Below are 21,694 nucleotides of genomic sequence, written 5' to 3' on the forward strand. Positions count from 1 at the left end.
CCCTCATGAGATTTCTGATTTTACTTACGCTGCTGGTTGTTTCCCTCGGGGCCGGGGCGCAGTCGATGCCCGGCATGGCCACGCCCAGGCCGGCGGAGCCTTACCTAACGCAGTCGGCCCCGCCGGATAAGCAGATGCAGGGCACCGTCGTGCTGCCCCGCGCCGGCTACGTGGGTAAGCGGGTTGAATACGACCTGTTCGTGGAAGACCGGATGGTCAACTTCACCGGCAAAATGCGCCACGCCATCGGCATCAATGGCCAGATTCCGGCCCCCACACTGCGCTTCAACGAAGGCGATACCGCCATTATCCGGGTGCACAACCAGATGGCGGTGGAGACCTCCGTGCACTGGCACGGCCTATTGGTGCCCAATAAATACGACGGAGTGCCCTACCTGAACACGGCTCCCATCGTGCCCGGCACGGTGCACACCTACACGTTTCCACTGCGCCAGAGCGGCACCTACTGGTACCATTCGCACACCATGGTGCAGGAGCAGTCGGGGCTCTACGGCTCCATCGTGGTGCAGCCCAAAGAAATTCAGTATCAATTGAAAGAGTACGTGCTCGTGCTCTCCGACTGGACCGACCACCGGCCCACGGAAGTGCTGCGCTACCTCAAGCGGGCGGGGGAGTGGTTTGCCGTGCAGAAAGGCGCGACCCAGAGCTATGGCGAGGCGCTGGCGGCCGGCTATTTCAAGGACAAGCTCAAGCAGGAGTGGCAGCGCATGCCGGCCATGGACGTGGCGGACGTGTTTTACAACAAGTTCCTGATGAACGGACAGGAGCTCAACAACTTCCGCGATGCCCGGCCCGGCGAGGTGGTGCGCCTGCGCATCATCAACGGCAGCGCCTCGTCCTACTTCCAGCTGCAGTACGCCGGCGGGCCCATACAGGTCATCGCCGCCGATGGCATCAACGTGGAGCCCTTCCCGACCAGCAAGCTTGAAATTGCCACCGCCGAAACCTACGACCTGCTCATCACCGTGCCCGCGATGGGCGCGGCCGAGCTGCGGGCCACCTCCTCCGACGTAACGGGCCACACCTCCGGCTACTTCGGGCAGGGCGAGCCGATGCGCACCCCCGACCTGCCCAGGCTCAACTACTTCCAGATGACGCGGGAGATGAACAGCATGGGCAACATGAGTGGCATGCGCATGGGCGGGGCCGGCCAGATGAGCCCGCAAGGCGCGGCAGCCCCGGCCGACGGCGCCATGAAAGGCATGGACATGCGGCAGGGCACCGCGCCGGCCACCACCACCGCCCCGCCCCGCAACCGGCCGATGAACCAGCAGGAGAAGGGCGGCATGGGCATGGGCAGCTTGCAGGATTCGGACAACATGGGCGGCATGGAGATGGGCGGGATGGCCATGGGCGGCATGAGCGGCGACTTCAACTACAACCAGCTGCGCGCCCTGCACCCCACCACGCTGGACTCGACGAAGCAGTGGCGCGAAATCCACCTCTCCCTTACCGGCAACATGCTGCGCTACGTGTGGTCGTTCGATAATAAAACCTTGTCCGAGGCCGACAACATTCCCATCCGCAAGGGCGAAAACGTGCGCATGGTCTTTCAGAACCTGACCATGATGCGCCACCCGCTGCACCTGCACGGGCACTTTTTTCGCCTCGTGAACGCCCAGGGCGCGTATTCGCCCATGAAGCACACGTTTGATATTCAGTCGATGGGCAAGGTCACCATCGAGTTCGACGCCAACGAGGACCAGGACTGGTTTTTCCACTGCCACACCCTCTACCACATGATGTCGGGCATGGCCCGGGTCATCAGCTACGAGGGCAGCCCCCAGAACGAGTACGCCCGCACCAATTACCGCCACCTCAAGCGCGAGGACAACAAGCTCTACCCCTGGGCCGACCTGGCCGTGCATTCGCAGGGCAGCTTTCTGGAAGCCAACCTCTCCAACAACCGGAACGCGCTCGAATTTGAGGGCCGGGTGAACTACCAGGGCAACTACGAAACCGAAACCCACCTGCTGCGCTACCTCGACAAGCGGCAGTTTCTGGCCGCCTTCGTGGGCTACGACCTGCGCGACAACAAAACCCTGCGCTCGGCCTCCGACACCGAAGGCGGCAACCGCCGGACGCCGGAAAACAACCGCAACTTCCGCCGGCAGGCCGAAGTTGGCGTGTATTACCTGCTGCCCCTGCTGGTCCGCGCCGAGCTGCGCACCGACCTCACCGGCCAGCTGCGGGCGCAGCTGGAGCGCCGCGACATACCTCTAAGCAACAACGTTTTTATGGACCTGCGGGGCAACACGGACCGTGAGTTCACGCTCGGCTTCCGCTACATGGTCGGCAAATACGCCTCCCTCAGCACCAACTACGACAACCAGTACGGCTGGGGCGCGGGCCTCACTTTTCACTACTAACGGCCGCCAGCGTATTTTTCACAAAACAGGTGCCCCCGAGCGTCGTTTTCTGGCGGTCAGCTTCCGGCCCGTTCATTCACGGGTAAAGGAGCGAACGTAGTGGGGAAACTGCCGCCTCCTGCCGGCCAGCAGGGTAATGGGCCGGGAGACCCGGGGTGCATTGCCCGCCCCCTGAACGCAGGCCTTGACGATGGTGTCATCGTGTCCGGGCTTATCGAATCAGATTCATTACTAATTATTTAGTCCGCAACCCGGTGCTTGCCACACTACAATCCATGCTGCGTTTGCCGGCCTTCTGCGTCATCACTTGCACCGCCACCGGCCTGGTCCTGGCACTGACCGGGTGCCGGCCGTCCGCTACAGTCCCTCGGTTTACCGTGGCTGCCGGGTATCGCCACCCGCTGCCGGCACAGCGCTTCGATACGGCGACGGCTATTAGCGCCCCCAATTGTCCAACCACCCCGCCGGGGCCAATAAATCCGGAAGGGTTGCCCCGGGTCGGGCACACACGGGACCACACTCAGCGGGAGCAACCGGAGCCGGCGGGCAAGCCAGGCCGCAGGTTCGTCAGAGCAGCAAGCAGCGATACCGCGACCAGCTTCACCCGGCCGGTGCTCCTGCGTCAGTCACGCCAGCCACGCAAGCCATTCAAATTCTTTAGCGCCCAAAAGCTGGTGCACTACAGCCTGCACTTTGCCTTCCCAGCCGTGTTGGCGCTGGTGTTTTTTCCCTTGATGTGGCAAACGGCTTACCTGATTTTGATGGCCACGATGTTCATTGACCTGGACCACCTGCTGGCCAAACCCATTTTCGAACCGCGCCGCTGCAGCATCGGGTACCATCCGCTGCACTCTTTTTACGCCGTTCCGGTGTACGCCTTCCTGCTGCTGCTGCCAGCGACGCAAATTGTCGCCGTGGGCATCCTGTTTCACCTGTTCACTGATACGGTGGATTGCCTGTGGAGCTTCCGCCACTGCCACGAGTGCTACCTCAACTCCCGTATCTATGCCGTGCGCAACTGGGTGCGGAAGCTGCTAGGCCACGAGGTACTGGATTAGCCTACTGGCACGCCTGCACCAGCGCCGTCACGCTCAGCGTGGCCTGGCATCGGTGGTCTAGTTGTCGTTGTTGACGCACACGAAAAGCTGGCGCGTGCCCAGGGGCAAGGTAATGGGCCGGGTTTCTTCCGCTTGGCCAATTCCGGTCCGCTGGCTACTGGCCTTCAATCCGCGCAGGGCCAGCAAGCCGGCAGCCTCAGGCATCGAGGCCGCCGAAGCGAAGTTGCTCGTGCAGCCGGCGCTAAGCCTGTAGCCTCCGGCGGGATGGGCAGCAGCAGGAATGACCAGGCCACCGCCTGCGGGTAATGCGGCCGCTCGGGGACCGAACCAGATTCCGGTGCGGTGCTGCGCCTGAGCCCGCTGCACGAATCGACGCGCTGACAAGCCGTGAAACTACGCCGGTAGTCCTTCGGGCCAAAAGCGGCTGTTGATGAGCTCGTGCCGGCCGGCCGGCACGTTCAGCGGATAAAGCGGAAACCCAGCTCTCGGGGCAGCGCACGGAGCCGGTGGGCCGTATAGCGGGTGGGCGGCTACCGTTTTGCCGGCCTTCATTTCTAGAGATATTATGGCTGAAGATGCTGCTGATTTTGACCTGATTGTGCTCGGGGCCGGTTCGGCCGGGCTGGGGCTGGCCCTGTTTATGGCCCGCATCAAGCTGCGGGTGCTGCTCATCGACCTGACCCCCGAAGATGTGGGTGGCGACTGCCTGAACCACGGCTGCGTGCCCAGCAAGGCCCTTATTCACGCCGCGCGGCAGGTGCACCAGGCCCGGCAGGCCACCCAGTTTGGCCTGCAGGTGAGCGGCCCGGCCGACATGGAAAAAGTAATGGCCTACGTGCAGGGCCGCCAGGATATCATCCGGCACCACGAAAACCCGGACTATTTGCGCGGATTGGGCATCACCGTCGAAATCGGCACGCCCCGGTTTGTGGGCGACCACGCCGTGGAAATCAACGGCCACGCCTACACCGGGCGCAAGCTGGTGGTGGCCACCGGCTCGCGCCCGCAGCAGCTGCAGGTGCCCGGCGCCGAGCTGGTACGCCTCTACGACAACCAGCGCGTGTGGGACCTGCGCGAGTTGCCCCGGCGCCTGCTGGTGGTGGGCGGCGGCCCCAACGGCGTGGAGCTGGGCCAGGCCATGCAGCGGCTGGGGTCGCAGGTGACCATCGTGAACCACGGGGCCAGCATCCTCGAAAAGGAGGACCCCGCCATCCGGGCCGTGCTGGCCGAGCGGCTGCGGGCCGAGGGCCTTACCATTCACCTGGAGGCCGAAGTGGAGGCTTTCACGTCGGCCTCGCAGGCCCGCGTGAAGCCCGAAACCGGTGATTCTTTTTCGGTGGATTTCGACGTGGTGTACGTGGCCATTGGGCGCCACGTGAGCTTTGAGGGGCTGCAGCTGGAGCAGGCCGGGGTGGAAGTGGATGAGAAGGGCCACATCCGACTCAACGAGCACCTGCAAACCACTAATCCCGATATTTTTGTGGCCGGCGATGCGGCCAACTCGCTTAAGTTCAGCCACGGGGCCGAATTGCACGTGCGCCTGCTGCTGTTCAACTTCTTCTCGCCCCTGAAGAAAAAGCTGAGCTACGACCATTTTTCCTGGGTCACTTTCACCGACCCCGAGGTGGCGCACTTCGGCCTCGATGCCGCCGAGCTCGACAAGCGCGGCACGGCCTACGAGCGCTGGGAAACTGACTTTGCCGACGACGACCGGGCCGTGGTGGACAGCTACCGCGACGGCCGCCTGCTGCTCTTCATCGAGAAGAATGCCCTGCCGCTGCCCGGCCGCAAGCGCCGCATTCTGGGCGGGGCCATGGTGGCCCCTGGCGCGGGCGAGCTTATTCAGGAGCTGATTCTGGCCAATGCCAGCGGGCTGGGCATCAGCGAGATTTTCGACAAAGTGTACCCGTACCCGGTGGCGGCCCGCATCAACCAGAAGCTCATCGTGGAGAACCAGGAAGTATCGTCGCTGCTGCAAACGGCGCTCGATGTGGCGTTTAAGCTGCAATAAGGCCCTTGCCAGAGTGGGGCAATTGTGCGGCCGCGCACCGATACACGCCGGCACTGGCTGGGGATGGTGCATTCTCCGTTTCAGTACAGGTGGTAAGCGCAGAAAAAGGAGCCGGCGGCAAGGCATGACCGGCCAGGAGCGGAATCGATGGAAAAAGTTTGCGCACAATTGTAAGGTTAGAGCAAAGGGGTTGGACTACTGCCCTGTCTCCGGAACGGCCGGGGCCATACACATTCCAACCTTCTTCAATTATTGCCATGACTACTCCCATAAAAATTCTCGTAGCCGGCCTGGTGGCCACTGGCGCCATAACCCTGCTGATGCTGATGGCCCCGATGATGGGCATGCCGCCCATGAACATCGGAGCCATGCTCGGCGGCATGCTGGGCACCTCGGACCTGGTGGGCTGGATGATGCATTTTATGATTGGGGTGGTCTTCACCGCTGCCTACGCCTTTTTCTTCAACCAGCGTTTGCCCATCAGCAGCCCCGTAGGGCGTGGCATGGCCTACGGCGTGCTGGTATTTGCAATGGCCCAGGTGATGTTTACCCTCATGCGGACCATGGGCCTGATGCCCCCCGCCGGCGAAGGCATGCTGCTGGGCATGATGGGCAGCCTGCTGGGCCACCTGGTGTTTGGGGCCGTGCTGGGCGGCTTTTTTAGCACCCAGCGCGCTACCGTCGCGCACCCGTTGGCCTAGCCGGTTTTGCCTCGCCAGGCTTGCCCGTTGGCGTTGGCATCCTAAGCCACGCCTAAAAAAATACCGCTGGGCCGCCCGGATACACTCAGTGTATCCGGGCGGCCCAGCGGCTTTGGTGGTTGAACCGCAACCAGCGCCGGGCTTAGCTCAGCAGCTGCCGGGCTATGTCGGGCAGGGTGGGGCCGGTGAGGGTGGGCGCGGGGGCCAGCGGGTAGATTTGCTGGCCGGGGCGGGCAATAAAAGCCGCCTGCAGACCGGCCAGCTGCGCCCCGGCCGTGTCCCAGCCGTGGGCGGCCACCAGCATGGCCTGGGCGGGAGCCACTTTCAATTTCTCGCAGGTGCTGTGGTAAGTGTCGGGGTGGGGCTTGTAGCGCTTGAGCGCGTCGATGCTGAGCAGCTGCTCGAAGAAGCCGGTGAGGCCGGCGTAGGCCATCTGCTTCTGCACCGTGGCATCGGGCGAGTTGGTGAGCGTGACCATGCGGAAGCCCGCCTTTTGCAGCGCCGTGAGACCGGGAATAATGTCGGGGTGCGGGGGCAGTTCGGTGATGAGCGTGAGCAGCTCCTTTTTGCGGCCGGCCGGGCGCGCCGGCTGGCCCAGGGCTTGGGCCAGCATGTCGAGGGCGGCATCGCCAATCTGCCCGAAGTTGTGGTAGTTGCCGGTCACGGTATCGACCAGGGAGTATTGCAACAGCAGCGAAAACCACTGCTTGAAGGCCGTTTCAGACTTGAATTCCTGATTGACGGCCCGCTGCAGCTTGCCCAGGTCGAGCATGGTTTCGTTGACGTCGAAAATCAGCAGCTTGGGGCGGTTGGGGGCTTCAGCCATGGCGGACAGGGAAATGGGCAGGGCCGCGGCAGCAGTGGCCAGGGCGAGGGAGGATAAAACAAAACGTCGGGTAACCATGGCCCTGCTTACGCAGCCCGGCAGCATCGGGCTGGTTAAAAGCGCCTTTTTTTGCAAAAGCCTGCTTTCGCTGACCAAGGGCCACGGCCCGACAACCTTATGCCGTGCCCCGCAGTTTCTGCTAATTCAGCTGCTCGCGGCGGTCCGCCTGCACGGCTTGTAGCGGGCGGCCGCCTCGCCAGCCCGGCCAGCCCGGCGGGCCGCCACTACTTTGCCGCCGGCGCGGGTCCTAAACAAGTCAGGGGTACCAAAAAATACCCGGCTACCATTCCATTTCCTTATGATTATCGAACGCAAAACTTTTTCATACAAGGAAAAAGTCATCATTGAAAAGGTGCTGATTAGTGCCCCTTATCGGTACGAAGCTATTTTTCATAACGAAGGCTGCTTTATCCAGATTAGGGGAGCCGGCACCAAGCTGCTGTCGGTGGAAGACAGCCTGCTAATAGAGAACCAGGAAGCGGTGCTGATGAAATGCGGGACTTATTTCCTGGATTTTATTAATAAAATAGCGGGCGACACGGTTGAAGTTCTGGCCATTCATTTATACCCCGATATTCTGAAGCAGATATACAGCACCGAGCTGCCGGCCCTGATTGAGAAGCGCGCCTACGCCGGCAAAAGCACCGTTATTGCCAATGAGAGCGTGATTTCCCGGTATATCGAATCTTTGGAATTTTATTTCCAGAACCCCGCGCTGGTCAACGATGACTTGCTGGAATTAAAGATAAAGGAGCTGGTTCTGCTATTGGTGCAGACTAAAAATGCAGCCTCTATTCTGGAATTAGTAACCGACTTATATTCTTCGCGAAACATCAATATTAAAAATATTATCGACCTGCATAAGCACTCCAATCTGAGCATTGAGGAGCTGGCCGCGCTATGCAGCCTGAGCTTATCGGCATTTAAACGGGCATTTAAGAAAATATACAACGATAATCCGACGCACTATTTCATTAATGAAAAGCTGCGGAAAGCCAAGGAGCTGCTTACCATTTCCGATTTATCGATTGGGGAAATTGCTTACGAATCCGGTTTTAACGACCCGCTGTATTTCACCCGGTTGTTTGGCAAAAAAGAAGGCGTCACGCCCAGTAATTACCGGGCCACGCACGCCCTGCATTCGCCGGAGGGCAATGACGCCCGGGTAGCCTAACGCCGCTGGTGGTGCGGGCCGCCCGGCTGCGTCAGGCATGCCGGTTCTTCCCGCAAGCCCCGGCAACACCAGCCGTGGCCCAAATGTCCATAACGTAGAACGTATTGTCCATTTGGCCGCTTGGGGCGGCCGATACCTTTGTGATAAGCAAACGGCCACCAAGAAGGCCTCGCCTTTGAGCACCGCTTATTCACTTTTAAATCAGAATCTCATGAGCACTTTCCCCATTCATACCCTCGAAACGGCCCCCGAAAAAAGCAAGCCATTTCTGGAAAACTCCCTGAAGTCGTTTGGCATGATTCCCGGCCTGCACGGCGTGCTGGCCGAATCGCCCGGGCTGCTGGAAGCCTACCAGATGCTGCACAAGCTGTTCACCGAGTCGTCGTTCAACAACGACGAGCAGACGGTGGTGTGGCAGACCATCAACGTGGAGCACGAGTGCCACTACTGTGTTCCGGCCCACACCGGCATTGCCCACATGATGAAGGTGGACCCGGCTATTACTGAGGCGCTGCGCAACAAAACGGCGCTGCCCACCGAAAAGCTGCAGGCCTTGCACGATTTCACGCTGTCGATGGTCCGGAACCGGGGCCGTGTTTCCGAGCAGGAGCAGGAGGCTTTCTACGCCGCCGGCTACACCCAGCGCCAGGTGCTGGACATTATCCTGGGCTTGTCCCAGAAGGTGATTAGCAACTACACCAACCACGTTGCGGAAACGCCGGTGGATGCCGCTTTCCAGAAATTTGCCTGGCAGCCGGCAACGGTTTAATGGTGCGTTGAACAAGGGAGAATATTCCTTCTCTCTTGCTCAACACCTGGCTATGCTACGACTGACCTCAAAAGCCGGCTTGCCGGCTTTTGATGCGTACAGCCGTTTTTACGACGCTTATTGGCGGCGGGTACGCGAGCGCCTTCCGGATACAGGGACCGGAAATTCCGGCCCGCCACCGGCCTCGTAAGCTGCCTAGCCCGCCGCCGGGCCGGAATGGCCGGCCTGGCGAATGAGCTGGTCCAGCTGCTGCGCCAGTTCGGGCGAGAGGGTTTCGTCGGGGCCACCGGTTGCATCGGGTTGCCCCAGGCGCCGGGCCAGCCGCGCCACTACCTGCGTTTGCCGGGCATAGCGGCGGCACAGCACGCACATGCTGAGGTGGGCCCACACGCTGGCCCGCTCGGTGGGGGAGAGGGGCAGCTCGGCCCGCTTCTCGATGAGCAGGGTGGCTTCGTTGCAGTTGAATAAGGCTGACATAGCGATAAGGAACGATAGGGAGGTATTAGGAGCCCGAAAACCAGTGCTTTTCCAGGCACTTGCGCAGCTGCAGCTTGGCCCGGTGGATGATAACCCAGTAGTTGGCCGGCGTAAGATTGAGCTGCTGACAGATTTCCTCGCCCGACATTTCTTCCACGAAGCGCAGGCTGAACACGGCCTGGTGCTGGGCGGGCAGCCGGCCCTGGCAGCCGAGCAGCTGCTCGGCCAGCTCGCGCTGTTCGAGCTGGGTGTCGGCGGCGGCCCACTCGCGGGGCTCTTCGCCCTTGCGCCACTGCGTGCGGGCTCCGGTTTCGAAGTAGGTACCGTTGCCGGCCTCATCGGCCGCGCCGGGCAGCGGCACCAGCGGCGAGCGGGCCTGCTGGCGGTAGTAGTCGATGAGCTTGCGGCGCAGAATCACGAACAGCCACGTGCGCTCCGACGACTCCTGCCGGAACGAGGCCAGCGTGCCAAGCGCACTCACAATGGTTTCCTGCACCAGCTCTTCGGCGGCGGCCACCGTGGCCACCCGGCGGCGCACAAAGCGGAACATTTCGTTGCCGTAGCGGCTCAGCCACAAGTGGGGCTCGGGCGTGGTCGCAGCAATAGGAGCGGGGGCAGGAAGCATAAGGCGTATAATATCTAAGCGAAAGCGGTGCCGCCCCTGCGGCCGGGGCCGAAGGTAACGAAAGCAGCCCGGTAGCTCCCGGCCGGATGGATAAGCCCCGGTAAGGTCGCCGTTGGTCCTGCCGCCTGCACTTTGCGGCGGCAGTCGTTGGCCCGGGGGCGGCCTTACAGGACCGGGCATTTTTTCTTCGGAATTGAAAAGCCAGCTGATTTCTTGGTAGCCGCTGTAAGGTGCAGCCTGGGTGGTGCGACTGCCAGTAATATCGGACCGGCACTGAGGCTGCTGCTTGCAGGGCATTAAGCCCTGGCCATTTGATACATATATTTCCCATAATCAACCGTTTAGTAAAGCTATAAACTGGCATTGTAGCGAGAAATATTCGGTTTGTTTCTCTTGTTTCCCACCTTCCCTGTTCTCCCGAATGATGACGCAACACACCTTTGATATCCTGGTAATTGGTACTGGCGGCGGCGGCAGCGTGGCCGCCCGCAAATGCGCGGCCGCCGGCAAGCGCGTGGCCATCGTGGATGCGCTGCCCTTTGGCGGCACCTGCGCCCTGCGGGGCTGCGACCCCAAGAAGGTGTTGCTCGGCGCGGCCGAGGCCGTGGCCCGCTCGCGGCAGCTGCTGGGCCACGGCCTGCAGCAGGAAGCCGTTATCAGCTGGCCCGAGCTGGTAGCCTTCAAGCGCACGTTCACCGAGCCGGTGCCGGCTAAAAAGGAAGCCAGCTTCGAGCAGGCCGGCATTCGCACGTTCCACGGCGTAGCCCGTTTCACCGGCCCGCATACCGTGCAGATTGGCGATGATGTGCTCGAAGCGAAGCAGTTTGTGATTGCCACCGGGGCGCGGCCACGGCCGCTGAGCATTCCGGGCGAGGAGCTGCTGCTCGACAGCAGCGACTTCATGGAGCTGCCGGAGCTGCCCGCCGACATGACCTTTGTGGGGGGCGGCTACATCGCCTTCGAGTTTGCCCACCTCGTGGCCCGCTGCGGGGTGCAGGCGCGCATCATTCACCGGGGGCCGCGGCCGCTCGAAAACTTCGATGCCGACCTGGTCGGCCACCTGCTCACGGCCACCCGGGGGGCGGGCATCGAGGTGGTGCTCAACACCGAAGTAGCGGGCGTGGAGCGCCTGCCCGATGGCCGCCTGCGGCTGCGCACCACCGCCCAGGGCCAGGCCAGGGAGCTGACGGTCAGCCTGGCCATCCACGCGGCCGGCCGCGAGCCGGCCCTGGCCGAGCTGAACCTGGAAGCCGCCGGGGTGGCCTGCACCCGCCACGGCGTAACGGTGAACGAGTACCTGCAGAGCACCACCCACCCCGACGTGTACGCCGCCGGCGACGCGGCGGCCTCCGGACTGCCCCTGACGCCGGTAGCCGGCAAAGCCTCGCATGTAGTGGCCGCTAACCTGCTCGAAGGCAACCATAAAACCATCGAGTACGGCGTCGTTCCCTCAGCAGTATTCACCCACCCGGTGCTGGCCAGCGTGGGCCTCACCGAGGCGGAGGCCACCAAACAGGGCCTGAAGTTCCGGGTAAAGACCGACGTGACCACCGGCTGGTTTACCTCCAAGCGCCTGAGCACGCCGGTTTCGGCCTTCAAGGTGCTGGTGGATGAGGATACCGACCAGATTCTGGGCGCCCACCTGTTGAGCCCCAACGCCGAGGAAGTTATCAACCTGTTCATGCTGGCCATGCACGCCAAGCTGCCGGCCAGCGAGGTGAAGCAGCTGATATTCGCCTACCCAACCGCTTCTTCGGACATTATTTACATGCTATGAGGCATCGTTTGTTCTACGTTCGGAGCGGTTGTGTATTTGAGTAAAGCATCTGGGCGCAGCTCGGTTGCAGCACAGCCTATTTAGCCCAAATACTGGTGTTTAAGCAGTTGCGTGCTGCCGCTGCGGCCGCCGGCCATAATAGCCTACAGCTTGTCCTGCCGAACAAGCCGCCGGTAGAGTCCTACCAGCCGGGGCTGCGATACCCCCAGCCAGTACAGCCCGGCCAGCAGGGTAAAGGCCGCCTGCAGGCGGTACACCCCGTTATCGAGGTACTTACGGGCGGAGGTGATAACGGCGCGCGGCATTATTTGAAACGGCCCATGCGCCTGCAGCCGCTGCACAATTTCCTGGTCCTCCATCAGTATCAGGTCCTCGCGAAAGCCGCATATCTGCGCAAACAACTCGCGCTGCACGAACAGGCTTTGGTCGCCGAAGCGCACCAGCAGCAGCGGCAGGCGCGTGCACCAGGCGCTGAAGCCCAGAAACCAGTGCCCGTGGTCGAAGGCCAGGCGGTAGCAGCCGCTGCCGTAGCCCTGCCGCCGGGCCCGCCGCAAGTCGGCCAAAAAGCCGGGCGGGGGGTAAGAGTCGGCGTGCAGGAAATAGAGGATGTCGCCGCTGGCCTGGCTGGCCCCGTAGTTGAGCTGGGCGGCGCGGCCTTTGCGCGGGCTGCGCACCACGGCCGCGCCCGCCCGCCGGGCCAGCCCCCGGGTGTCGTCGGTGCTGCCCCCGTCGACCACAATGATTTCCAGGTCCGGCTCATCGGCCGTGGCCTGGCGCAGGTGGGCCAGCAGCGCCCCGATACCGGGGGCTTCGTTGTAAGTCGGAATGATGATGCTGACCGTTGCCACCGCGATGCCCCCGGCTCCGCAACCCGCCGGAACACTAGGTAAAAGCACGGGGGGGGAGGCGGCAGTTGGCATGCGTTAAGTACTAAGCTGAAAGAGGCGACCAGAGGCATTTCAGCCCATTGATTTTACTCCGAGTACGCCCGCCTGGTGCGGGGTGTTGCCGGGCCGGGCAAATAAAAGGCATTCTAATTGTAAGGACTTTTCCCTGTTTCCGACCACCCGTCTGCAGACGGGTTCGGGGCGGGTCGACGCTCCTTTTGTCAATAATTCTTTTTAAAACTGCGGATGTTGAATTGTAAAAGTCGCCGGTCGTGGCTTCCCCTGGCCCTGCTGGTGCTCGCGCCGCTTACCGGCCTGCATCCCATGGGGCGCAGCGGCGGGCAGCACAGCCAGCTGGCTACCGGCCGCTGGCAGGCCGAGATACCCGCCCGGCCTACTTCGGCCATGCCGGTGGCACTCACCAAGCACGCAAACTACCCCCACAACCTGCCCCTGGTCACGCTCGACGGCCAGGCCGTGAACCTGAGCGACCTGGAAGGCAAAGTGGTGTTCGTGAACCTATGGGCCAGCTGGTGCCTGCCCTGCGTAGTCGAGCTGCCGGGCATCGAAGCGCTCTATAAAAAGATGGACCCGAAAAAGGTTGCCTTTGTTCTGATTTCACTTGATGAGAACCCGGCGAAGGCGAAGGCCCTGCTCAGGCGGCGGGGCTACACCTTTCCGGTCTATTTCCCTACCAACAACCACCCGCTGCCCGCGCCGTTCGATTCCAGCGCTATTCCGTCTACCATTATTCTCGGGCCCGATGGGCAGGTTGCCGCCCGCTACGATGGCATGGCCCGGTACAACACGCCGGAATTTAAAGCCGCTCTGGAGCAGCTGGCCGGTGCTGCCAGCCCTTCGGCAGGGGCTTACTAACGCCGTTCTCAAATACGACAGGACGTTTTTTTCAGCCTGTACTTTCAGTGCCGGGAAGCCGGATGCAGGACAGGAAAAGGGTGGCCTTAGCCGATTGGGCTTTGGGAGCACCGGCCAGGCAAGCCACACGCCCCGAATTCAGTATTCCGGCACAACGCTGCCGAATGGCTGCCCGGCACGCCCTCCCACAGGCAGTCGCACCGGGCAACCCCGCCGATACCAGCACAGTATTACCACTCATTACTGCTCCTGTTTTTCGCTCACTTAGTCCCTGTTGCCGTGGCGCTACTTCCCTTTTCCGCTCCCTTGTTGCGCCGTTTCGACCGCTGGGCCGGCCCGGCGCTGGCTGTAGCCGCCATGGGCCTGCTGCTGCTCGAAACCCGCCACCCCCTACGCCGCCGCACCCGGCCCCGGCCCGAGCGGTGGCTGCGCAATGCCCTGGTGGCCGCGCCCGCCCTGCCCGCCATGCGCCTCACGCTGCTGCCGGCCATGGTGGGCCTGGCCCAGTCCTGGGCCCCCGGCCGGCCGGTGCTGGCCCGCCTGCCCGCGCCCCTGCGCCTGGCCGCCGAAGTGCTGCTGCTCGACTACCTGGGCTATACCTGGCACCGCCTGCTGCACGCGCCCCTGCTCTGGCGGCTGCACCGCGTGCACCACAACGACCTGGACATGGACCTGACCACGGCCTGGCGCTTCCACTTTGGCGAGATGCTGGCCAGCATTCCCTGGCGCGCCGGCCTGCCCGCGCTGCTGGGCGTGCGGCCGGCCACGGTGCTGGGCTTCGAAGCCGTGTTTGAGGCCTGCACGGCCTTTCACCACAGCAACTGGCGGCTGCCCTTTGCCGTGGAGCAGCGGCTGGTGCGCGTCGTGGTCACACCGCGCACGCATGGCATCCACCACTCGCAGGTGCAGCGCGAAACCGACAGCAACTTTGGCGTCGTGCTCACGCTTTGGGACCGGCTGCACCGCACCCTGCGCCTGAACGTGCCCCAGCAGGCCCTCACCATCGGCGTGCCCGCCTACCCGGAACCGGCACAGATGCCGGTGGCGCGCCTGCTGGCCCTGCCGCTGGAGCCGCTACAGCCCTGGGCCCGCCCCGACGGCTCGGTACCGGCCCGGGCAGAATTGGCTGGTCCTCTGCACGTGCTGGTGCCGTAAGGCTGGCCGAGGCCGATTACTGCTCGTTGAGCTGCCAGTTATAGTCCAGGAAGGTAAGTGGGGTCTGTTCGTCGATTTTGGTTTTCGAATACCGATTTACCCACTTTGCCACCGACTGGCCGTTGCTGGTCCAGTCGCTCTTGTACCAGCCAAAGTAGTTGGAGAGCTGTGCCTTGCCGGGGCTGATGCTGTTTTTAGCCGGGTCGTTCAGAAAGTCACGGCCCTGGTCATCGAACTGGGCATCGAGGCGGGCGGCAGTGTAGGCCTCGTTGCGCAGCCGGGCGCAGGACATGGAAGCGCACACCAGCGCGAAGTGAATGCGCGGGTCGTCGTACTGCTTACGCAGCGTGCCGTGCTCGATGTTGTCGAGGCTCATTTTCTCGCCCCCGATGCTGAAAAACTTCGCGGCCCAGGGCGTCGTCACGAAGGGAATTTGAATGGAGGAGCCGATTTCCTTGATGCTCTTGACGGGGTAGTAATTCAAAATCAACCGGATGGTGTAGGCATTGTAGGCGTTTATCCAGTACGCCAGCTGCTCGTTCCTGCTCCAGCTGGCCGCCGGCGGGTTTTTGCTCAGCAGTGCCAGGTAGTGGTTGAATTCCTTCTCGTCGGCCTTAAAGGGCTGCTCTCAGAAAACGGAAAATATAGCACGTTAAGGCTTACAAGCGCCTTTCGTGAACGCGATTTACAATCTGCGAACGTCGTTCACAATACGTAAAAGAGCTTATGTCTTACTTGAACCACCGTTTGGCTGAACTCATCTTACCTTCCGGCCTCCCCATTCTGTTTTCGCCTTTCCCATGGACTTTATAGCGCAGCTGGTTCGCATTAGCACGGTCTTGGCCCAAGCGGGCCACCCGGCCAGTGCGCACGCGTTAGAAGATTGCCACCTGGCCCTGGGTACGCTGGGAGAGGTCCTGCAGTCCTCCTGCGGTGTGTTGCTGGACCTGCGCAAGCAGCTACCCGACGCCTACGCCCTGGTGGAGAACGAGGCAGAAGCCGTGCTCGCGTATGCCGTCCGCCTCCATTACCTCCCGCCCTCGGCGACCAACCGGCTCGTCCGGTAGCGGCCGGTGCCGCAGGGCCACTCCCGCACGCCGGGCGCAGGGGGCGCTGAAAAATTAGCCAAGGAAACCAACTGCTCGTTTGTAGCAAGCGCGTAAAACGGCAGTAGTGCTCCAGGCTGCCGCGCAGCCGTACCGGGCTGGGTGCGCCACCCGGTAAGGCTGCGAAGCGGACGTTTCGGGCAAATAAAACAGGGCATCAAACGCGTTGGACAGGGGCGCGTACCACCTAAACTGGTATTCCCCGCCGCGGGGCAGTTCCGTTGCGCCAATCTGCCGAAACTTTAAGTTCTTGGTCAGCCACTTATCAGCCTTGGCCGCACTGCGCAGATGGAGGAAATAATTGGGCGGGGTCGCTCGGCTTCTATTTCGAGCCGGTAGTGCCATTCGTTATGGATGGAATGCGTCAAGTTCATAGCGTAGGCCAAGTACTCAATTGCATAAAGCGGAGGTAGCCGCTGGCGGTTTAGTCGTAGCGCGTAGCCAAGTGGCGAAACTGCTTGAGTTGGCTCATGAGCTACTCCGTTTATTCAAATTTTATTAATAATATATTTTCATCTTTGTGGTAGTTAGGACGGAGACTGCACAAGCCTGTCTTTGTCACAGGCAGCTTGTCCATGGGCTTCTTTGCTCTTTCATACCGTCAATTGTTTTCTTATGAATACGCCATCGCCTCAGATAGCCAGCGGCTTCGCCCCCGTGACCACCTCCGACCGGTTTGTGCTGCTCGATGCCTTGCGGGCCCTGGCCCTGGTGGGCGTGTGCTTTGCCAATCTGGAATGGTTCACCGGCTACCGCTTAGTGCCAATGGCCTCGGTCGAACACTGGCCGCTGGTCGATAAGGTGACGATGCAGCTCTCGCAGCTGTTCATCGACGGCAAGGCTTTTGGCTTGTTCTCGCTCTTGTTTGGGGTGGGCTTTGCTGTGCAGCTGCACCGGGCCGAAGCGCGGGGCACCGACGGGGCCCGCTTTTTTGCCCGTCGCCTGGGCATTCTGCTCCTGTTTGGGGCCGTGCACGCCCTGCTGCTGTGGTACGGCGACATCCTGCAGTCGTACGCGCTGGTGGGGTTTGCCCTGCTGCTCTTCCGCCATTATTCCGACCGGGCGCTGCTGCGCTGGGGCGTGGGGCTATCCTTGATGGGCTTTCTGGTGAACCTTGGGTGGCATCAGCTGGTGCCCGCGCTGCCCGCGGCCACCTACGAGGCCCATCTGGACCACGCCGTTCGCACCTTCGCGGGCCCCTCGTACGGCGCCACGCTGGCGGCCAACCTGGGTATGATTTGGGAAGACCAAGTGCTCAGCTGGGGGCCGCCGGTGGCCGGGTGCTGGATACTCGCCCGGCTGCTGCTGGGGTACTGCTTCGGGCGCTGGGCCATGCGTACCGGCTTCTTTCAGAATCCGGCCGCTTACGCACGACCCTTGCGTCGGCTTTTTGGCTGGACGCTGGTGGTGGGGCTAGGTGGCGGGCTCCTGCTGCGGGCCGTGAGCGTGCTGCTGCTGGCCCACCGCCTCAGCCCGGACGGCTATCTTGTCTTGATACGCGAAGTGTTGCGCGACCCCGCGGACCTGGCCCTGTCGGTCGCGTACGCCGCGGGGTTTGGCCTGTTGGCCCTGCGCGCCCGCTGGGCAGCCGCCCTTGGGGTGCTGGCCCCGATGGGGCAAATGGCACTCACCAACTACCTGATGCAAACCCTGGTGGGCCTGTGGCTGTGCTACGGCTACGGCTTGGGGCTGGGGCTGATTGGCCACATCGGGCCCTTTGCCAGCGTGGGCGTGTGTGCCGCCGAGGTGCTGGCCCAACTGGCGTTTAGTCACTGGTGGATGCGGCGCTTCCGCTTTGGCCCGGCCGAGTGGTTGTGGCGCTCGCTCAGCTATGGGCACTGGCAACCCCTGCGCCGGCCCATACCCGCAGTGGTAGCGTTTGGCTGATTTGCCCTAGCTTACGGCCAGCACTTGCATCCCCTTGCCGTCGAACGCGGGTTCCTGCCCGGCCCGCCGTTCCTTGGGCGCTACTGGCTCCGGCGCAGCGGAGGAGGAGGTTGTCGAGGTCGAAGCACATTAAGTGAAGTCGTCTAATCGAGACGCACAGAAGCAGGACGTCTATTTCCTGAGTCATGACCGCAAAAAAGAGCAAGACCACGCCGGCTAAACGGCGCAAATACGACAAGGCGTTCAAGTCTGAGGCGTTACCTGTTGCTCATACAGACGGTGGCTGTTTAAATCACCGTGGCTGTTGCAGAACTCCGCACCCAGGCCCGTGCGGTGCCGACAGAGCCTGAATTATTCTGGAAACGGACTGTAAAAGCCCTTTTTTCACGTCCGTGCGGCGAACGCTGCTGGTTTTTGCGCCTGGTGGAGGCTTCTGCAACAGCCACCGCACCTTTCTGGCCTCTTGCAGCCGCAGTTAGCGGGCGTTGACCCACCCGTCTAATGGTCGGTCGTTTAACCTTCGTACCAAACTTTTAACCAAGGCCAATTTTACCCCCTCGCTGCTATAAGAAGGTCGTTTTGGGTCCATTGCTGGGGGATGAGTGGGGGTGCAGGCGCATCAGCGGAATCGGTTAACGGGCCTCTAAAAACAGCATTTTGCCCCAAAACGAATTCGCCAACAGTATCCCGTTGTAACGAGAACCCCACTACCCGGCAAACCGACATAAACGACAAACGGCCCCGACGTTGAACGCCGGGGCCGTTTGTCGTTTACGGCTCACCAGGGAGCTCCCAACGGGCGCGGGTTTGCGGCGGGCGGGGTGCTATTCCACCGTCAGGCGCAGGGTTTTGCGACCGGCCCGCACCAGGTAGATGCCGGCCGGCAGCCCGTCCGGCAGCGCCAGCGCGGCCGTGCCGGCCGCATCAGCCGGGGCCGTGGCGACGTGGCGGCCCAGCGCGTCGAACACCGTGACCACCGTGCCGGGCACCGCACCCGTGAGGATGGTCAGACCAGGGTGGGCCGGGTTGGGAAACAGCGCCAGCCCGGCCCCGGTCGGAGCCGGGGTCACCGCCCGCACGGGTGAGTAGGTCACCGTGCCGTCCACGTCCACTTGCCGCAGGCGGTAGTAGAGCCGGGCCGCTCCGGGTAGCTTGGCATCGACGAAACCGTAGCTACGTGTGCTGTTGCTGCTGCCGGCGGCGGTCACGGTGCCCAGGACCGCAAAGACGTGGCCGTCGGCGCTGCGCTCCACCCCAAAGTAGGCGCTGTTCTTCTCGGAGGCGGTGGCCCAGGCCAGGCGCACGGCGGCGGTCCCTTCGGCAGTGGCCGTGAAGGTGGTCAGCTCCACGGGCAGCGGGGTGGCGCTGTTGGCGCTCTGGCCCAGCTGTTGGGCCGTCACGTAGGTCCAGGGGCCGTAGCGGGGCACGCCGCCCACGCCGCTGGCGGCGTATTCGAGGCGGGCACGCACGCGGGTGGCGTAGCCCGCCTTGCTGACCAGGGCCATGAGCTCGGTGCCGGCCACGGGAATGGTGGTGAAGGCCCCGCGTCCGGTGTAAGCCGTGGAGTTGGTGATGGGGGAGTGGTGCGAGAAGCTCGTGCCGTTGGCTGCGGTCTCCCACACCAGGCGGGCCTGCACCCGCCCGAAGGCCGAGCGCGCCACCAGCCCGATGCCGAACTGCGTGAGCGGCCGGTTGGCAATGCTGAGCGGGGTGGCCAGGTCGGTATTGTAAAGCCGCAGCCGGCCGGGCCGGGCCGCCCCCAGGTTGCCCAGGGCGAGGTAGGCCTGGCCCTGGCTGTTATTCGTGCGGAAGGCCCCGACGAGCACATCGGCGTAGCCGTCGCCGTTCACGTCCCCCGCCCCCGCCACGCTGTAGCCAAAGTAGTCATCGACGGTGGCAGCGGGGGCGGTCAGGGTGGCGGGGGTGGTGGCGAGCCCGGCGCTGCCACCCAGGTAGAGGTAGGCCTTGCCCTTGAAGCTACTCGTGCCGGCGGCCCCGACGAGCACGTCGGCGTAGCCGTCGCCGTTCACGTCCCCCGCCCCCGCCACGCTGGAGCCAAATATGTCACTGGCGGTGTCAGCGGGGTCGGTCAGGGTGGCGGCGGGGGTGGTGGTGAGCCCGGCGCTGCCGCCCAGGTAGAGGTAGGCCTTGCCCCGGCCGTTATTCGTGCCGTAGGCCCCGACGAGCACATCGGCGTAGCCGTCGCCGTTCACGTCCCCCGCCCCCGCCACGCTGGAGCCAAATAGGCGATTAAAGACGGTGGCAGCGGGGGCGGTCAGGGTGGTGGCGGGGGTGGTGGCGAGCCCGGCGCGGCCGCCCAGGTAGAGGTAGGCCTGGCCCTGGCTGTTATTCGTTTCTCTGGCCCCGACGAGCACATCGGCGTAGCCGTCGCCGTTCACGTCCCCCGCCCCCGCCACGCTGAGGCCAAATAGGTCATAGGCGGTGGCAGCGGGGTCGGTCAGGGTGGTGGCGGGGGTAGTGGTGAGCCCGGCGCTGCCGCCCAGGTAGAGGTAGGCCTGGCCCTGGCCGCTACTCGTGCCGAAGGCCCCGACGAGCACATCGGCGTAGCCGTCGCCGTTCACGTCCCCCGCCCCCACCACGCTGGCGCCAAATTGGTCATAGGTGGTGGCAGCGGGGTCGGTCAGGGTGGTGGGGGTGGTGGCGAGCCCGGCGCGGCCGCCCAGGTAGAGGTAGGCCTGGCCCTGGTTGTTATTCGTGCCGAAGGCCCCGACGAGCACGTCGGCGTAGCCGTCGCCGTTCACGTCCCCCGCCCCCGCCACGCTGCCGCCAAAGTAGTCATTGGCGGTGGCAGCGGGGTCGGTCAGGGTAGTGGCGGGGGTAGTGGCGAGCCCGGCGCTGCCACCCAGGTAGAGGTAGGCCTGGCCCTGGTAGCTACTCGTGCCGTTGGCCCCGACGAGCACATCGGCGTAGCCGTCGCCGTTCACGTCCCCCGCCCCCGCCACGCTGAGGCCAAATTGGTCATTGGCGGTGGCAGCGGGGTCGCTGCGGGTGGTGGTGGCCGTGGTCAGCAGCACATCGGTACCGCCCAGGTAGAGGTAGGCCTTGCCCTGGCTGTTATTCGTGCCGAAGGCCCCGACGAGCACGTCGGCGTAGCCGTCGCCGTTCACGTCCCCCGCCCCCGCCACGCTGAAGCCAAAGTAGTCATTGGCGGTGGCAGCGGGGTCGGTCAGGGTGGTGGCGGGGGTGGTGGCGAGCCCGGCGCTGCCGCCCAGGTAGAGGTAGGCCTGGCCCTGGCTGTTATTCGTGCCGGAGGCCCCGACGAGCACATCGGCGTAGCCGTCGCCGTTCACGTCCCCCGCCCCCGCCACGCTGAAGCCAAATTGGTCATTGGCGGTGGCAGCGGGGTCGGTCAGGGTGGTGGTGGCCGTGGTGGCGAGCCCGGCGCTGCCACCCAGGTAGAGGTAGGCCTGGCCCTTGCCGCTACTCGTGCCGAAGGCCCCGACGAGCACATCGGCGTAGCCGTCGCCGTTCACGTCCCCCGCCCCCGCCACGCTGCGGCCAAATTGGTCATTGGCGGTGGCAGCGGGGTCGGTCAGGGTGGTGGCGGCCGTGGTGGTGAGCCCGGCGCGGCCACCCAGGTAGAGGTAGGCCTTGCCCTGGCTGTTATTCGTGCCGTAGGCCCCGACGAGCACGTCGGCGTAGCCGTCGCCGTTCACGTCCCCCGCCCCCGCCACGCTGGCGCCAAAGTAGTCATAGTTGGTGGCAGCGGGGTCGGTCAGGGTGGTGGCGGGGGTGGTGGCGAGCCCGGCGCTGCCGCCCAGGTAGAGGTAGGCCTTGCCCTTGCCGCTACTCGTGCCGAAGGCCCCGACGAGCACATCGGCGTAGCCGTCGCCGTTCACGTCCCCCGCCCCCGCCACGCTGAAGCCAAATTGGTCATTGGCGGTGGCAGCGGGG

At 63.5% G+C, this 21,694-nt stretch carries 19 protein-coding genes; 11 read left to right on the top strand and 8 right to left on the bottom strand.

The window, feature by feature from the left end:
- Positions 1–5: 5 nt before the first annotated feature.
- Both HBN54_RS22400 and HBN54_RS22405 read left to right on the top strand, forming a co-directional pair.
- Complete coding sequence (locus HBN54_RS22400) at positions 6–2,390, top strand: multicopper oxidase domain-containing protein (RefSeq protein ID WP_168675475.1); 2,385 nt, start codon at positions 6–8, stop codon at positions 2,388–2,390.
- Positions 2,391–3,001: 611 nt separating this feature from the next.
- The gene (locus tag HBN54_RS22405) at positions 3,002–3,448 is read left to right on the top strand and encodes a DUF6122 family protein (protein ID WP_210428153.1); all 447 of its coding nucleotides are present in this window, start codon (positions 3,002–3,004) and stop codon (positions 3,446–3,448) included.
- A 57-nt stretch (positions 3,449–3,505) separates the two neighbouring features.
- Here HBN54_RS22405 and HBN54_RS22410 read toward each other — a convergent pair whose 3' ends face one another.
- Positions 3,506–3,652 carry a hypothetical protein gene (locus tag HBN54_RS22410; protein ID WP_168675476.1) on the bottom strand — a complete coding sequence of 49 codons (147 nt, stop codon included), beginning with the start codon at positions 3,650–3,652 and terminating at the stop codon, positions 3,506–3,508.
- Between the two features lie 361 nt (positions 3,653–4,013).
- Between HBN54_RS22410 and HBN54_RS22415 the strand changes: the two genes are divergently transcribed.
- Positions 4,014–5,459 (top strand): dihydrolipoyl dehydrogenase family protein, encoded by a 1,446-nt coding sequence (locus tag HBN54_RS22415; protein WP_168675477.1) that lies wholly within the window; start codon positions 4,014–4,016, stop codon positions 5,457–5,459.
- Between the two features lie 257 nt (positions 5,460–5,716).
- Positions 5,717–6,160, top strand: a complete 444-nt coding sequence (locus HBN54_RS22420) for a DUF6789 family protein (protein WP_168675478.1) — start codon at positions 5,717–5,719, stop codon at positions 6,158–6,160.
- Between the two features lie 142 nt (positions 6,161–6,302).
- Here HBN54_RS22420 and HBN54_RS22425 read toward each other — a convergent pair whose 3' ends face one another.
- Positions 6,303–6,986, bottom strand: a complete 684-nt coding sequence (locus HBN54_RS22425) for a haloacid dehalogenase type II (protein ID WP_168675479.1) — start codon at positions 6,984–6,986, stop codon at positions 6,303–6,305.
- Positions 6,987–7,275: 289 nt separating this feature from the next.
- Here HBN54_RS22425 and HBN54_RS22435 point away from each other — a divergent pair, with 289 nt between their 5' ends.
- Both HBN54_RS22435 and HBN54_RS22440 read left to right on the top strand, forming a co-directional pair.
- Entirely contained in the window at positions 7,276–8,220 is a 945-nt protein-coding gene (locus HBN54_RS22435; RefSeq protein WP_210428154.1) for a helix-turn-helix domain-containing protein, read from the top strand.
- Between the two features lie 211 nt (positions 8,221–8,431).
- Entirely contained in the window at positions 8,432–8,989 is a 558-nt protein-coding gene (locus tag HBN54_RS22440) for a carboxymuconolactone decarboxylase family protein (RefSeq protein ID WP_168675481.1), read from the top strand.
- 195 nt (positions 8,990–9,184) lie between these two features.
- On the opposite strand, the gene HBN54_RS22445 is transcribed toward HBN54_RS22440, so the two are convergent.
- Positions 9,185–9,466: an anti-sigma factor family protein gene (locus HBN54_RS22445; protein ID WP_168675482.1), complete on the bottom strand. Its 282-nt coding sequence runs from the start codon at positions 9,464–9,466 to the stop codon at positions 9,185–9,187.
- Between the two features lie 25 nt (positions 9,467–9,491).
- Positions 9,492–10,091 (bottom strand): sigma-70 family RNA polymerase sigma factor, encoded by a 600-nt coding sequence (locus tag HBN54_RS22450; protein WP_168675483.1) that lies wholly within the window; start codon positions 10,089–10,091, stop codon positions 9,492–9,494.
- 421 nt (positions 10,092–10,512) lie between these two features.
- Between HBN54_RS22450 and HBN54_RS22455 the strand changes: the two genes are divergently transcribed.
- Entirely contained in the window at positions 10,513–11,868 is a 1,356-nt protein-coding gene (locus tag HBN54_RS22455) for a dihydrolipoyl dehydrogenase family protein (RefSeq protein WP_235955669.1), read from the top strand.
- Positions 11,869–12,011: 143 nt separating this feature from the next.
- On the opposite strand, the gene HBN54_RS22460 is transcribed toward HBN54_RS22455, so the two are convergent.
- Complete coding sequence (locus tag HBN54_RS22460; RefSeq protein ID WP_317170267.1) at positions 12,012–12,764, bottom strand: TIGR04283 family arsenosugar biosynthesis glycosyltransferase; 753 nt, start codon at positions 12,762–12,764, stop codon at positions 12,012–12,014.
- A gap of 285 nt (positions 12,765–13,049) precedes the next feature.
- Here HBN54_RS22460 and HBN54_RS22465 point away from each other — a divergent pair, with 285 nt between their 5' ends.
- Positions 13,050–13,631 (top strand): TlpA family protein disulfide reductase, encoded by a 582-nt coding sequence (locus tag HBN54_RS22465; RefSeq protein ID WP_317170268.1) that lies wholly within the window; start codon positions 13,050–13,052, stop codon positions 13,629–13,631.
- 309 nt (positions 13,632–13,940) lie between these two features.
- Positions 13,941–14,786 carry a sterol desaturase family protein gene (locus tag HBN54_RS22470; protein WP_168675485.1) on the top strand — a complete coding sequence of 282 codons (846 nt, stop codon included), beginning with the start codon at positions 13,941–13,943 and terminating at the stop codon, positions 14,784–14,786.
- A 16-nt stretch (positions 14,787–14,802) separates the two neighbouring features.
- Here HBN54_RS22470 and HBN54_RS22475 read toward each other — a convergent pair whose 3' ends face one another.
- Positions 14,803–15,372 (bottom strand): DUF547 domain-containing protein, encoded by a 570-nt coding sequence (locus HBN54_RS22475; protein ID WP_168675494.1) that lies wholly within the window; start codon positions 15,370–15,372, stop codon positions 14,803–14,805.
- 214 nt (positions 15,373–15,586) lie between these two features.
- Here HBN54_RS22475 and HBN54_RS22480 point away from each other — a divergent pair, with 214 nt between their 5' ends.
- A complete protein-coding gene (locus HBN54_RS22480) occupies positions 15,587–15,853 on the top strand; it encodes a hypothetical protein (RefSeq protein ID WP_168675486.1) in 267 nt (88 codons plus the stop codon).
- Positions 15,854–15,907: 54 nt separating this feature from the next.
- Here HBN54_RS22480 and HBN54_RS24165 read toward each other — a convergent pair whose 3' ends face one another.
- Complete coding sequence (locus HBN54_RS24165; RefSeq protein ID WP_168675487.1) at positions 15,908–16,237, bottom strand: erythromycin esterase family protein; 330 nt, start codon at positions 16,235–16,237, stop codon at positions 15,908–15,910.
- A 270-nt stretch (positions 16,238–16,507) separates the two neighbouring features.
- Between HBN54_RS24165 and HBN54_RS22490 the strand changes: the two genes are divergently transcribed.
- Positions 16,508–17,779, top strand: coding sequence for a DUF418 domain-containing protein (locus tag HBN54_RS22490; RefSeq protein WP_168675488.1), 1,272 nt, complete (start codon positions 16,508–16,510; stop codon positions 17,777–17,779).
- 824 nt (positions 17,780–18,603) lie between these two features.
- On the opposite strand, the gene HBN54_RS22495 is transcribed toward HBN54_RS22490, so the two are convergent.
- Positions 18,604–21,694, bottom strand: a 3,091-nt coding sequence (locus HBN54_RS22495) for an FG-GAP-like repeat-containing protein (RefSeq protein WP_210428155.1), incomplete at its 5' end; no start/stop codon positions are given.

The sequence above is a fragment of the Hymenobacter artigasi genome, from assembly GCF_012275535.1.
GTDB classification, from domain to species: Bacteria; Bacteroidota; Bacteroidia; order Cytophagales; family Hymenobacteraceae; genus Hymenobacter; species Hymenobacter artigasi.